Raw genomic sequence first — 14699 nt, forward strand, 5'->3', positions numbered from 1 at the left:
TTTATTGAAATAGCTGACGTTCGATAAGCTTCTTTGTCCGTGCTTGGACGGTTTCTAAAAATTGTTTAATAAAAGGGATCTCATCGCAATCCATTGTATGGATTCGTTCTCCCCACCATTCCGTTTCATACCGGCAGATCATGCTCAAGTTGTACAGCACGAGATAGTAAATAGCCAATTCAGGCAATGGCAAGTGATTGGCTTTCAAACGGTGGATGAGGGGGGAGCCATCTTTATCAAAATGAAAAGGGGGAGCCGCATTTCTGGCTGCTTGGGCATTGGCAAAGCGGATTTCGACTTGTTGTTTTGTTTCTACTACGGTAATTGCTTGCGTTTTTGGCACGAGCTTACGCATTTGCTCAAGTGCATATTGTTGAAAGCGGCTAGCAGTCATATGATACAAGTCAAGCAAGATCGGCTCAAAAACCATTCTATCGGTGGCAGCCCATTTTCCTTTCATAAAAGGTTCTTCATTAACGAGGAATGCAAAACAAGCATGCATATCAGGAAGTTGCTTAAGTAAAGCTTTCATTGTGTATTTATTCTCCGAATGTTCCATGTGAAACAATTTTTTTATCATATGAGGATAAAGGCCGTTTCGTTGCTCCTTCACTTCGTCATCTAAAAAAGAGTAGCCTTGCTTCTTTCTTTTTCTCGTTGTGATGCCATGGGCGAGCACAGCAGCATTTTCAGGGTAATAAGGGTCGACCGATAAAACACAGGACTTGATTAGCTGTGAAAGGCCATAAAATAAAAGCATTGGCTTGATCGCAAAAGGAGCGATTTGCGCTTGGGCTAAGTACAAACAACCATGCTGCAGTTGGTACATAAATCGGTAACAATTTTGGTAGCTCATAGAGGATGCATCATCGTATGAGTGGCTTTGATAACACTCAAATAAATAGTTCCGCGTAAAAGATGCTGAATCAAAAAAAGTTAAACGCTCCACTTTATATACACTCCCATTTTTTTGCACACTGAATTCAGAAAAGTAGTACTTAAACCCTTGTCTTGACAGTAGTTTGCCCAATTGTTAAGCTACTAATAATATTTTCAGGCGTTTGAGGGGAGCTAATCTGAATGTGGGAAACAAAATTTCAAAAAGAAGGATTGACGTTTGATGATGTTCTCTTGGTGCCGGCTAAGTCGGAAGTGCTGCCAAGAGATGTTTCAGTTGCCACGAAACTAAGCGAGAATGTGAAATTGAATATCCCGATTTTAAGTGCGGGGATGGATACAGTGACAGAATCGGAAATGGCGATTGCGATTGCCCGTGAAGGCGGCATCGGCATTATCCATAAGAACATGTCCATTGAAGAGCAAGCTGAGCAAATCGATAAAGTAAAGCGGTCTGAAAGTGGCGTTATTACCGATCCGTTCTTTCTTACTCCAGATCGCCAAGTATTTGACGCGGAACATTTAATGGGAAAATACCGGATTTCAGGCGTGCCCATTGTCGATGAGGAGCAAAAACTTGTTGGCATTTTAACGAACCGGGATTTGCGCTTTATTGAAGACTACTCGATCAAAATTGATGATGTCATGACAAAAGAAGGGCTTGTGACAGCGCCTGTAGGGACAACACTTGAACAAGCAGAGAAAATATTGCAACAGCATAAAATTGAAAAACTGCCTCTTGTCGATGACAATGGCATTTTAAAAGGGCTCATTACAATCAAGGATATTGAAAAAGTGATTGAATTCCCGAATTCTGCAAAAGACAAGCAAGGACGTTTGCTTGTTGGGGCAGCGATTGGCGTGTCTGCTGATGCTGATGCTCGCATTGCCGCTGTTGTAAAGGCAGGCGTAGATGCGATTGTCATTGATACTGCTCATGGCCACTCTAAAGGTGTTCTGGATAAAATCAAACAAGTTCGCAATGACTACCCTGACCTGACGATCATTGCAGGAAATGTAGCTACAGCTGAAGGAACAAGAGCACTCATTGAAGCAGGTGCCAGTGTAGTAAAAGTTGGCATCGGTCCTGGATCTATTTGTACAACAAGGGTTGTGGCAGGAATTGGCGTTCCGCAAATAACAGCTGTGTACGATTGTGCGACAGAGGCAAGAAAACATGGTGTGCCGATTATCGCTGACGGCGGTATTAAATATTCAGGTGACATTGTTAAAGCACTTGCTGCCGGTGGACATGCTGTCATGCTTGGTAGCTTGCTTGCTGGTGTGAGCGAAAGCCCAGGGGAAACAGAGATCTATCAGGGCCGCCAATATAAAGTGTACCGTGGCATGGGCTCACTTGGAGCAATGGAAAAGGGAAGCAAAGATCGTTATTTCCAAGAAAATAACCAAAAGCTTGTGCCTGAAGGGATTGAGGGCAGAACGTCCTACAAAGGCCCTCTAGCTGACACTGTGCACCAATTAGTCGGTGGCATCAGGGCTGGCATGGGCTACTGCGGCACACCGACAATTGATGAGTTGCGGGAAAATAGTCAGTTCATCCGTATTACCGCTGCTGGTTTACGGGAAAGCCATCCTCACGATGTGCAAATCACCAAAGAAGCACCAAACTATACATTGTAAAAAATTCCACATTTTTTTACCGATAGATAGGGACTTCCCTATCTATTTTTTTTGGTGCCACCATGTTAAAATAGCAAATGTGTGTTATACAAGCGGGGGTGTAAAGGTGAAACAAAAGGGTTTACCAAGCTGGACAATGCGTATAATGGCTGCATTGGCTATGCTTGCTTTCGTACTAGGACCAATTAAGCCTGCGAGTGCGCAGTCTTTAACAGTAGATGCCAGTGCAGCGATTGTCGTTAATGCCGATACTGGACAAATTTTATTTGAACAAAATAGCGATGAACAATTGGCGATTGCCAGCATGACAAAAATGATGACCGAGTACATAGTGCTTGAATCAATCGCCAATGGTGACATCTCTTGGGAAGATGAAGTAACGATCACCGATCATTTGCTTCCATTGTCCCACCAAAGAGAGCTATCCAATGTTCCATTGCGCCAGGATTATACGTATACGGTAAAAGATTTGTACGAGTCCATGGCGATTTATTCGGCAAACGCTTCGACGATGGCGTTAGCGGAGCATGTGGCTGGTACGGAAGCTCAGTTTGTCGCCAAAATGAATGAAAAAGCAGAAGAGCTAGGGCTAGAAAAGTATGAGTTTATTAATGCGAGCGGCCTAAACAATGCTGACTTGCAAGGTGAACATCCAGAGGGGACTCCAGCCGATGGGGAAACGACGCTTTCTGCCCGTTCTGTTGCCCAACTTGCATATCATCTGTTGAAAGATTTCCCTGAAGTGCTTGATACGGCAAGTGTGCCTGAAGCGGTATTTGATTCTGGCCCAGATGAAAAAATTGATATGCAAAATTGGAACTGGATGCTACCAAACAGCCCTCATTATTATGAAGGGGTAGATGGCCTGAAAACAGGATATACGGATGCTGCAGGCAATAGCTTTACGGCAACAGCTGAACGCGATGGTGTCCGCCTTATTACTGTAGTAATGGGAACGGATACCCGGGATGACCGTTTTAACGAGACGAAAAAACTGCTCGATTACGGGTTTAGTCAATTTGAAGAGCATCGGATCATCGATGCTGGAACGGAACCGGAAGGCGGTGTCGTTCCCGTAGCGCGTGGGAAAGAAAAAGAAGTCCAACTCGTGACAAACCGTGATTTAACTTTTATGCTCGGAAAAGGGCAGAACGAAAACTACTCCGTTGAAATTGAACTGGATGAAAGCAAAACGAATGAAAATGGAGAACTTGTCGCTCCTATAGAAGAAGGGGAAACGGTTGGGACATTAAAAGTCATCATGGACGAGCCAGTTGATTATCTTCCAGGCAGCCAGCAAAGCGGGATTGAACTTGTTGCAGCAGCAGATGTGGAAGAAGCAGGCTGGTTCACCATGTCCATGAGAGGAATTGGCGGGTTCTTTTCAAATTTATGGTCCAGCGTTTCTGACACCATTAGCGGTTGGTTCAGTTAAGCGAATGGACAAATAGCATCATGGGATAAGAAAACAACGAACAGTCGATCACAAGCAGGGCGCATGCCCTGCTTGTGTGCTTTTCTTTCTCCTATGAATTTTGGTAAAATGGATAGGAGTAACGAGGAGGTCGTTTAGATGTTAGACGTGAAAAAATTGCGCAGCGATTTTGAAGGCGTGAAAGCGCAGCTAGAAAGACGTAACGGCACGATTGAGGGGCTTGAACGCTTCTCCCAATTGGATGCTTCACGCCGCACGATGATACAGGAAGTCGAAGAGCTAAAAAGCAAACGAAATGACGTATCTGAGCAAATCGCTGCCTTAAAAAGAGACAAAAAAGATGCTAATTCGCTCATTGCGGAAATGAAGCAAGTCTCTGAACGGATTAAAGAGCAAGATGAGCAGCTCCGCAGCATCGAAACGGAATTAGAAGCGCTCTTGCTCACGATTCCGAATATCCCACAGGAAGACGTCCCTTATGGCGAATCAGAAGAGGATAATCGGGAAGAGCGTAAATGGGGAGACGTGCCTGACTTTTCGTTTGAGCCGCGTCCTCATTGGGAACTGGGTACAGCGCTCGATATTCTTGATTTTGAACGTGCCGCAAAAGTGACAGGCAGCCGGTTTACAGTTTATAAAGGGCTCGGGGCACGCCTAGAACGAGCGCTCATTAATTTTATGATGGATATGCATGCGACTGAGCATGACTATACGGAAGTACTGCCTCCTTATATCGTCAATCGCGCAAGTATGATTGGTACAGGGCAATTGCCTAAATTTGAGGAAGATGTTTTTAAAATTAGCGAAGAAGATTATTTTTTGATCCCGACTGCAGAAGTGCCGGTCACGAACTTGCATCGCGGGGAAGTGCTGCAAGGAGAGCAGCTCCCGATTGCTTATAACGCCTACAGCACGAATTTCCGCTCTGAAGCTGGTTCTGCTGGGCGCGATACGCGGGGGCTCATTCGCCAACACCAATTTAACAAAGTAGAGCTTGTTCGTTTTTCTTTACCGGAGGATTCCAACAACCAGCTCGAAATCATGACAACCCACGCCGAAAACGTGTTGAAACGCTTAGGACTGCCTTACCGTGTCGTTACGTTGTGTACAGGGGATTTGACCTTTGCCTCTACAAAAACGTACGATCTGGAAGTATGGATGCCGAGCGCCAATACGTATCGTGAAATTTCTTCGTGCTCCAATATTGGTGACTTCCAAGCAAGGCGCGCCAATATCAAATTCCGCCGCGATCCAAAAAGCAAGCCTGAGTATGTCCATACGCTCAATGGTTCAGGAGTAGCGGTTGGCCGTACGGTAGCGGCCATTCTTGAAAATTATCAGCAAGAAGATGGCTCCATTGTCATCCCGGAAGCACTACGGCCATATATGGGTAATGTGAACATTCTTTCATAAAGAGAGCTGCAGCGTGCTGCAGCTTTTTACAAAGGAGCTAAAAACGATGCATGTCGCTGTTTTCCAAATGGAAGTATTAGCAGGAAAGCCAGACGAGAACCGAGAACGTGTTAAAACGTGGGTTGAGCAACTATGCCGTGAGCAACTAGAGCGGCCGCTCACAATCGTGTTGCCTGAGTTATGGACGACTGGGTACCAGCTTGAGGACCTTGGCGAACTGGCGGAAGAAGAGGGAGTGGAGACAATTGCATTTTTGCAACAACTCGCCCGAGCGCATCGCATTCATATGGTTGCCGGTTCGATTGCGACAAAGAAAGACGGTGGCATTTACAATACAGCGCTTGTCATCGATGCCCAGGGCAAGCTTGTCTATACGTATGACAAAGTCCACCTTGTCCCTATGCTGAATGAACCTGCTTACATGCAAGGCGGAAGCGTGCCCCCTGCCTTATTTGAATTAGATGGTGTCAAAATGGCGGTCCTGATTTGCTATGATTTGCGTTTTCCCGAGTTGGCGCGCCGTCTTGCATTAGAAGGGGCAGAAGTGCTTTTTATTGTTGCTGAATGGCCGTTGGCGCGGGCGATGCACTGGAAGGCATTGCAGCAAGCCAGAGCGATCGAAAATCAGTTTTATCTCCTTTCTTGCAATAGCGTCGGCAGCCACAACGGAACCGATTATGCAGGCACATCGATGGTGATTGACCCATGGGGGGAAATTATTGTTGAAGGCAGCAGCACTGAAGAAGAATGGCTTCAATGTAAAGTTGATTTTAGCAAAGCTGCTGAAGTGCGGGATAGAGTGCCGGTGTTTTCAAGCAGGCGGCCTGATTTATATCGGTAACGATTCCAATGGGGGTTGGTTGAATGAAGATTACATTGGCGCAAGTAATGGAATTGGACATTATGAAGCCTGCCATCATTAAGACTGCACAAGAACAGTTGCCATACCGACAAGTTGAATGGGTTTCGATTACGGAAGCACCAGTGGAAAACTTTATCAGGCAAAATGAGCTTGTCCTTACGACTGGCATCGGCTGCAACCAAGAGCCGAAGGCGTTTTATGCCTTTGTGCAAGATGTGATTAAGTCGGAAGCGTCAGGGCTTGCAGTGGCGATCGGCCGGTTTGTGTTCGAATTGTCCGAAGATGTCCGCACCCTTGCTGAGAATGAGCAGTTTCCGATTCTTTTTTTGCCATGGGAGATCCGCTTTGCCGACATTACACAGGCAGTAACGGCCAAGCTTGTTGATTCAAAGCAGGACGATTGGCAATTTACCCAAAAGGTCCAACAGGAACTCTTGTCTTTAATGCTTGCTGGGAACCATTTGTCTGCTCTAGCAGAACATGTTGCTGGCTATGCCGCCGTACCCATTGTTATAACGGATGCCCAAGGGCGAATAAAAGGGAAAAGTCATGGAGCTGAACCGGTGGTAGGCCTAGTTAGTAAAGTGTACAAACACATGCGCACTAGCGGCCAGGAAAGTGAGCACCACCCCCTTGAACGAAAAATCCAAACGCTCCATACAGATGGCACAGACGTCCATATATTGCCGATCATCCAAGCAAATGAGCAAATTCAAGGCTATGTATTTGCTGTTAATAGGGATAAAATGGATTCAAGCGACCTAGCGACAGCCTTTATATTGCTCGAACATGCCGGGACAGCCGCTGCATTTTGGTTTCTGCAAGAGAACACAGTGCAAGAAACAGAAGCACGTATGCGCAATCATTTCGTCGCCGATTTGGCCCAAGGGTTGATTGAAACGGAAGCACAACTAAAAACACGGGCTGAAGCGCTAGGATATGAGGTTTCTGTGCCATACATCGCGATAGTAGGCATGCTGCACAATATGGAAGAATTGTATAGCCGTTCTGATCAAGTAGCCTCCTTTAAAGACTGGCAACTAAGCATGGTCCATTATATCGAAGAAGAGATCTACTATGCAGGCGTAACGGTTGAACGGGAAACGATGTCGACGTTTATGGATGGGCAGCTATTGATTTATTTAGCCGTTCCCTGTGAAGATTACCGGACGACGGTCAATGGATTTCTTGACTTGCTTGATCGCCGTTTGGCCCATTTGATTCCCGATGTCGAAATAACGTGGGGAATCGGTGACCAGCAAATAAACACCTATGCATTTGAAGACCGGTACCAAGAAGCGAAACAGGCACTATTGCTTGGCATCGGCAGGAAAGGGCAAGGAAGCCGGATCTTTTATACAGATACGCGCATTGACCGTGTCCTTTATAAAATAGGGCAAGAGCGAGAACTGCGAAGCCTCGTGTTAGATTATGCGGCACCGTTGTTTGCCTACGATGAACAAAGGCAAATGGACTTGGTCGGCACATTTGTCGCATACCAAAGAAACCAAAACAAAGTGACGCAGACAGCGCGATTTCTTCATTTGCACCGCCAATCGCTGTTATATCGACTTCGGAAAATTGAGGCGCTGACTCATTTATCTTTGGCGAATCCTGATGATGTCTTTTTGCTTGATCTTAGCATTCGTATATCGATGATCCAACACCACATGCAAACGCCTAACTCCTAGACCGTTGCCTCGCGCGAACGCGTTAAAACGGATACGAAACGAAACACTGTTCTCGTCTCCAGGCACTTTCTATCAGTCTAATTAATATCGGCGGCGTTGTTGACCACTACCTGTAAACAATGGCTTTCTATGGAGAGGCGAGCGTATCTCCTGGCGGGGAGGCCACTTTGACTCCTTTTCGTATCTCTCCTGTTCTTCATGTCAAGCCAAGTTCACACACGAACTAGTGGATGACTGTAGGCCAACGTAATTACTTCAATGAAAGGTGAAACTTTTTCAGCCGATATTGGAGATTTTGTCTGCTCATGCCAAGATTTTTTGCAGTTTGGGAAACGTTGTTGTTGTTTTCTCTTAACGCTTGTAAAATATAGAGCTTTTCGACCTCTGCCATTTTTTCTTGTAATGTTTTTGCAGGTAAGTTGCCTGTTTCTGTGTCTTTCACTTCTTTCTGATAGCGATTGCGCAATCGAAACGGCAGGTTGTGTATGTGAATTTCTGTTTCATCACTAATGAAATTCATTGTGCCTTCAATTGTATGTTCCAGTTCTCGCGCATTTCCCGGCCAATCGTGCTGGAACAGAATCGCCTTTGCCTCTTCGCTAATCGTCTTCACATTCATCTGAAATAGCGTGTTATACTTGTGAATGAATTCCTCGATAAGCGGAAGAATGTCTTCTTTTCTTTCACGCAAGGGCGGGATAAATAAAGTGACGACGCTGAGACGATAATACAAATCTTTGCGTAAGCGCTGCTTTGCAATCATATCTATCGGATCTTCATTAATGGTAGCAATGATTCGAACGTCGACTTTTTTGTCTTTGGTATCGCCGATGCGACGGATGGTTTTTTCCTGAATAACGCGTAATAATTTCGCCTGTAACGCAGGGTCGAGAGAATTTATTTCGTCCAGAAGCAACGTTCCGCCATCAGCTTGCTCGAATAAGCCTGGCGTGTCCAATGCCCCGGTAAATGCTCCTTTTTTCGTTCCAAATAATAAACTTTCCATTAAATTTTCAGGGATCGCTGCGCAATTCTGTGCTAGAAAAGGGGCGTGTGATCTCGGGCTAGCATAGTGAATGCTTTGGGCAAATAACTCTTTTCCTGTCCCTGTTTCTCCAACGATTAGCACAGAAGACGACGTGCGGGCGGCTCGTTTTGCTTCTTCTATAACCGCTAAAAAGGCTTTGCTGTTGCCGATGATTTGGTCAAAGGTATAATGGCTTTCTCTTTTTCGCAGCACGTTTTTCTTAATGACATGATCCAATTGGGTCATATCTTTCGCTATTTCCACGGCAGCCGTAATTTTTCCATTTTCGATAAAAGGAAAGGTATTGTTAATGGTTGTGATTTCTTCCCCTTTATTATTAAAATACGTTTGTTTGACATCCTTCGTTACTTTCCCTGTCTTTAATGCTTGTACAAGTGTACTGCGTTCATCGTCGTGAAATGTAAAAACTTCTAAAAGATTTTTATGGAGTACATCGGTGTCTACCATCGATTCGATTTCCATCATTTTTTTATTGTATATAATCGTATGGCCATCTTGGTCAATAACGTGGATACCCACATTTATTTCGTCTATTAGCATTTGATATAGGTGATTCAGTTGCACTAGATTTTTTTGTGTTTTATTTTTTTTCAAAATACCCCTCCTTTAAAAGTGAGTGTAATCGATAAACCGATAAAGCGCAAAAAAATTTTTCGTTTATCCTTCTCACCATGCAAAAAATTTTTTCTGCAATCTTGTTAAAACCGTTTCAGCATCTGGGTTCATCGGTTGGCATGATGTTTGCATATAGAAACAGTAAGTACAGAATGGAAACGAGTGTGATTCACAACCTATAAAGGAGGAATGTTTTTATGGCGATTGAAAAATCAGATCACATTATAGAACAAACAAATGCTTATGGGGCGCATAACTATCATCCGCTGCCAGTTGTGATTGCTGAGGCAGAAGGCGTGTGGGTGAAGGATCCTGAAGGAAATAAATATATGGATATGCTTAGCGCTTATTCAGCTTTGAACCAGGGACACCGCCACCCAAAGATCATCCAGGCATTAAAGGAACAGGCTGATAAAGTAACATTGACTTCCCGTGCTTTCCATAATGACCAGCTTGGTCCATGGACCAAGCGCGTGGCGGAATTGACAGGAAAAGATAAAGTGTTGCCGATGAATACAGGGGTAGAAGCGGTTGAGACAGCGATTAAAGCAGCTCGTCGCTGGGCTTATGAAGTCAAAGGAGTCGAAGAAAACAAAGCAGAAATTATTGCGGCCAAAGGCAATTTTCATGGGCGGACATTAAATGCGGTCTCCTTATCGAATGATCCGGGAGCGACCAAACATTACGGCCCTTTTGTGCCAGGGATAAAAAAGGTAGCGTATGGGAATGTGGAAGTGATTCGTGAAGCCATTACTCCAAATACAGCGGCTATGATTATAGAGCCCATTCAAGGAGAAGCAGGCATCATCATCCCGCCTGAAGGTTACTTACAAGCTGTTCGCGATCTCTGTACGGAAAACGATATTCTCTTTATTGCTGATGAAGTGCAAACAGGTTTTGCACGGACTGGAAAAATGTTTGCCTGTGAATGGGAAAATGTCGTTCCAGATATTTATGTGATGGGAAAAGCAATGGGGGGCGGTGTTTTTCCAGTATCAGCTATTGCTGCCGACAAAGACATTATGGATGTATTTACGCCAGGTTCACATGGCTCTACTTTTGGAGGAAATCCACTAGCTTGTGCTGTTTCTCTAGCTGCCATTGAAGTGATTGAGGAAGAAAATCTAGTGAAGAAATCGTTAGAATTAGGAGAGTATTTCACAACAGCGTTGCGGGCAATTGATAATGATGATTTAACAGCCATTCGAGCACGGGGATTATTTATCGGCGTTGAATTCAATCATCCTGTCCGTAAGTATTGTGAACAGTTGAAAGAAGCAGGGGTATTATGCAAAGAAACACATGAAAACACGATCCGCTTTGCTCCGCCGCTCGTCATTACAAAAGAAGAATTAGATTGGGCTATTGAAAAAATAAATTATGTTTTATCAAAAGAGAAGCCTGTTAAATAAGGCGTGACAAATGGAAGCAGTTGCGGTCTAGGCGATTCAGATGGAATGTATGAATGATTAAAAGAGTTAATCCGCATGGATAATGGAAAAACAAAAGGATTTACAGGCCATCGGGCCCAGCACAATGATGCTGTTGGCCCGACCAAAGGCATTTCAGCGCCAGACGCCTTTACAAACGCACAAATGATGGCATGGATGAATAGAGCCTTATCCGTATTGACTATTTGCGTAAACATGCGACTGGCTTCTTATATGGTCGGGATTCGAAAAGCAGCTGAAGCTACACATTTTAGGGCGTGGGCTTAGCTTTTTACTGTTTCTAGTGTCTACATAAATGTAAGCGTTTGCTTGGATTTGTTAGAGACATACAAGGGGGAGAAAAATGAAGAAAGACATTTCGTTTTGGTTCGCACTGTTGCCACTCATTACCATGATTACAGCAATGGCTGTGACAATCGTGGGATTAGAAGGAGACCCTCATATTCCATTGATGATTGGAACCGCCGTAGCTGCATTAATGGCAATGAAAGCAGGTTTTAAATGGAATGAAATTGAAGAAAGCATGTATAAGGGGATTAAACTTGCTTTACCAGCCGTTGTCATTATTATTCTTGTCGGATTAACGATCGGTGCATGGATAGGTGGGGGAATTGTAGCAACAATGGTCTTTTACGGATTAAAAATAATGAGTCCGTCTTTCTTTTTAGTTTCAATCTGTGTCATATGCGCTGCCGTGTCTCTGTCGATTGGCAGTTCATGGTCTACGATGGCAACGATTGGCGTAGCTGGCATGGGGATTGGTTTAAGTATGGGAATACCGGCGGCAATGGTCGCTGGGGCGGTGATCTCAGGAGCGTATTTTGGAGATAAACTTTCGCCATTATCCGATACAACGAATCTTGCTGCTGGCTTAACTGGGACAGACTTGTTTGAACATATTAAATGTATGCTTGTGTCCACGATTCCTGCACTTCTGATCTCGCTAATTGTTTATTGGTTTCTTGGCAGAAACGAGGTAGAGGGAAATACAGCCAGTTTTGCTGACATAGAAAGAACAATGGCTTCACTTCAAGAAAACTTTGTGCTCTCTCCTTGGCTATTAATTGTACCACTAGCAGTAATCGTATTCGTGATGTTTAAAGTGCCAGCTATTCCAGCATTGGGTGTAGGAATCGTATTAGGATTTTTCAGTCAAATCTATGTCCAAGGAGATGCATGGAGTATTGCTGTCTCCACACTTCAGAATGGATACGTGATAGACACAGGTAATCATATGGTAGATGAATTATTCAACGGCGGTGGGATTGAGGCCATGATGTACACCGTCTCTTTAACGATTGTGGCGATGACGTTTGGAGGCGTACTTGAAAACACTGGCATGCTCCAGGCAATTGTTCAGCAAATTTTAAAATGGGCAAAGACAGCGAAACGCTTAATTATCACGACGGTTCTTTCCAGTTTTGCCACCAATGTTTCTTGTTCGGAACAATATATTTCGATCGTTGTTCCTGCTAGAATGTATGCAAAATCGTATGAGGACCAACAGTTGCATTCGAAAAACTTATCGCGCGCCGTAGAAGATGGAGGGACATTGACATCTGTTTTTGTGCCATGGAACACATGTGGGGTATTTATCTTTGCTACATTAGGCGTACATGCTTTTCAATATGCACCATACGCTATTTTAAATTTCACTGTACCGCTCCTATCGATTATCTTAACTTTACTTGGAAAATCCATTATATACCGTCATCCGCATAAAACAACAGCTCGTTTAAAGCAAACAGAAAAGACAATCTAGAGAAACGAACGCCATGCCCGTCTCCCCGTATCATTCGAATTGTATAGGCATATCCCCTTTAGGTGGACATGTGTTTAAATCGTCTATCTGGAGTTTTTTTATATACAGAGAATGAGAGTTGACCCAAAAATAAAAGAGATTCTCTATCTATTTCTGGATGACAGTTGTGAAAAGAGTGATAAGGTTGTTATACTGTGTGCCAATGTTTTTTTAGGGGGATTTTTTTGAATCGGTTATTTGCTTGGCGCGTACTTTTTGCCTTACTTACAACCATCTTTGCACTAATTGGTTATTTTAGTAATACCTATTATTTGCAGCCCTTAGCTACACTCTTCAGTGGGTTAATGATTTTGACGATTGGTCTTTCGGAGTTTAAAAAAGAGAGGCCATTTTTAGCTTGCTTTGTATTTGTACTTTCTGGTTTTTGTATTTATGTTGGAATTTTTACGTTTATAAGTTAACCCTGATAGTTGGAGTATCGACTAAAAGTTATCTTTGTCTCGGTGGATGATGGCGGGTAAGAAACGCCATCTTTTTCAGATTGAGGCAAGTCACACGAGGGATCCGCCAAAATGTCTACAGAATCGATCGAATTTTCATACATTCAAAATATTGCATAGCTTCAGCTTATGAGTAGAATGAAAGAAACGAATGACCTACTCAAAAGGAGGCTGGTTTACATGTTCCCGTTCACATTGGAGGAGTATCAGGTCCGCTTGGCAAAAACAAAGGAACGCATGAGTGAAAAAGGCATTGACGTGCTGTTGCTCACTGACCCAGCCAATATGAATTATTTATCCGGTTATAATGGCTGGTGCTTTTATGTCCATCAAATGCTAGTCGTCTTAATTGATGAGGACCAGCCAATTTGGATTGGGCGGGGCATGGACGCGAACGTTGCCAAGCAGACAACTTGGTTGATGCATGAACGGATTATTCCGTACCCTGACGATTATGTGCAATCGGATGATCGCCACCCAATGGACTTTATCGCCAAAGTTCTAGCTGATATTGGCCAAGGCAACCGCCGCATTGGCGTCGAATTAGATACGTATTACTACACGGCAAAAGCACATGAACGCCTGACGCAACGCTTGGCGGACGCCCGGTTTGTCGACGCGACTAACCTTGTCAACTATGTGCGCATCATCAAGTCAGACATGGAAATCCATTATATGAAATGCGCAGGCAAAATTGCGGCCAAGGCGATGTATGCCGGTATGAATGCCATTAATGCGGGCGCACGGGAAAGCGATGTCGTTGCAGCCATATACCACGCACAAATTGCCGGGACAGAGGAGTTTGGCGGCGATTATCCGGCGATTGTCCCACTCTTGCCGTCAGGCGTGAAAACAAGTGCTCCACATATTACGTGGTCTGACCAACGCTATCCGAGCGAAGATACAGTCATCATTGAGTTAGCTGGCTGCTATCAACGTTACCATGCTCCACTCGCAAGAACAGTGACGATTGGAAAACCGCAACAGCGTGTTGTAGATGTAGCCAAAATTGCCGTTGAAGGGCTCAATGAAGTGCTTGCATGGATGAAGCCTGGAGTCACGTGCGAAGAAGTGGAAGCCGTCTGGAGGAAGACAATTGGGCGCTACGGACTGGAAAAAGAAGCACGTATTGGTTATTCAGCTGGATTGAATTATCCACCTGATTGGGGCGAACATACGGCAAGCATTCGAAAGGGAGATAAAACGGTGCTGCAAGCCAATATGACGTTCCATATCATCCCTGGCATGTGGTACGACGACTTTGGCGTCGAAATTAGTGAATCGGTACGGGTGACGGAAAATGGCTGTGAGCTTCTTTGTGATTTTCCGCGTCAGCTGTTGACCAATGATCCAAATGCATCTGCTTCATAATTGATTGGGGGGC

At 44.3% G+C, this 14699-nt stretch carries 11 protein-coding genes and 1 pseudogene; 10 read left to right on the forward strand and 2 right to left on the reverse strand.

All coding sequences use genetic code 11. From position 1 onward, the window contains the following. Position 1: 1 nt before the first annotated feature. Positions 2-976, reverse strand: a complete 975-nt coding sequence (locus V5G21_RS09260) for a YaaC family protein (protein WP_306344766.1) — start codon at positions 974-976, stop codon at positions 2-4. Positions 977-1080: 104 nt separating this feature from the next. Here V5G21_RS09260 and guaB point away from each other — a divergent pair, with 104 nt between their 5' ends. The 5 genes from guaB to V5G21_RS09285 all read left to right on the forward strand — a co-directional run bounded on the left by guaB (position 1081) and on the right by V5G21_RS09285 (position 7939). Beyond that, complete coding sequence (gene guaB, locus V5G21_RS09265) at positions 1081-2538, forward strand: IMP dehydrogenase (protein WP_011244875.1); 1458 nt, start codon at positions 1081-1083, stop codon at positions 2536-2538. A gap of 136 nt (positions 2539-2674) precedes the next feature. Beyond that, complete coding sequence (locus V5G21_RS09270; protein ID WP_220558210.1) at positions 2675-3973, forward strand: D-alanyl-D-alanine carboxypeptidase family protein; 1299 nt, start codon at positions 2675-2677, stop codon at positions 3971-3973. Positions 3974-4111: 138 nt separating this feature from the next. After that, positions 4112-5386, forward strand: coding sequence for a serine--tRNA ligase (gene serS / locus V5G21_RS09275; protein ID WP_011244877.1), 1275 nt, complete (start codon positions 4112-4114; stop codon positions 5384-5386). 46 nt (positions 5387-5432) lie between these two features. Further along, positions 5433-6227, forward strand: coding sequence for a carbon-nitrogen family hydrolase (locus V5G21_RS09280; RefSeq protein WP_041824240.1), 795 nt, complete (start codon positions 5433-5435; stop codon positions 6225-6227). Between the two features lie 23 nt (positions 6228-6250). After that, complete coding sequence (locus V5G21_RS09285; protein WP_338465479.1) at positions 6251-7939, forward strand: PucR family transcriptional regulator; 1689 nt, start codon at positions 6251-6253, stop codon at positions 7937-7939. A 250-nt stretch (positions 7940-8189) separates the two neighbouring features. Here V5G21_RS09285 and V5G21_RS09290 read toward each other — a convergent pair whose 3' ends face one another. Next, entirely contained in the window at positions 8190-9527 is a 1338-nt protein-coding gene (locus V5G21_RS09290; RefSeq protein ID WP_050749009.1) for a sigma-54 interaction domain-containing protein, read from the reverse strand. A 272-nt stretch (positions 9528-9799) separates the two neighbouring features. On the opposite strand from V5G21_RS09290, the gene V5G21_RS09295 reads away from it, so the two are divergent. The 5 genes and pseudogenes from V5G21_RS09295 to V5G21_RS09315 all read left to right on the forward strand — a co-directional run bounded on the left by V5G21_RS09295 (position 9800) and on the right by V5G21_RS09315 (position 14686). Next, on the forward strand, positions 9800-11014 hold the full coding sequence (locus V5G21_RS09295) for an ornithine--oxo-acid transaminase (RefSeq protein WP_011244881.1): 1215 nt from the start codon (positions 9800-9802) through the stop codon (positions 11012-11014). Positions 11015-11083: 69 nt separating this feature from the next. Further along, positions 11084-11164 (forward strand): annotated as a pseudogene (locus tag V5G21_RS09300) (Glu/Leu/Phe/Val dehydrogenase dimerization domain-containing protein); the annotation flags it as partial. Between the two features lie 232 nt (positions 11165-11396). Then, complete coding sequence (gene nhaC, locus V5G21_RS09305) at positions 11397-12815, forward strand: Na+/H+ antiporter NhaC (RefSeq protein ID WP_011244882.1); 1419 nt, start codon at positions 11397-11399, stop codon at positions 12813-12815. 224 nt (positions 12816-13039) lie between these two features. Further along, entirely contained in the window at positions 13040-13276 is a 237-nt protein-coding gene (locus tag V5G21_RS09310) for a YczI family protein (RefSeq protein WP_041823472.1), read from the forward strand. Between the two features lie 219 nt (positions 13277-13495). Next, positions 13496-14686 carry a M24 family metallopeptidase gene (locus V5G21_RS09315; RefSeq protein ID WP_011244884.1) on the forward strand — a complete coding sequence of 397 codons (1191 nt, stop codon included), beginning with the start codon at positions 13496-13498 and terminating at the stop codon, positions 14684-14686. Positions 14687-14699 lie beyond the last annotated feature (13 nt).

The organism is Shouchella rhizosphaerae (assembly GCF_036700015.1).
GTDB classification, from domain to species: domain Bacteria; phylum Bacillota; class Bacilli; order Bacillales; family Bacillaceae_D; genus Shouchella; species Shouchella rhizosphaerae.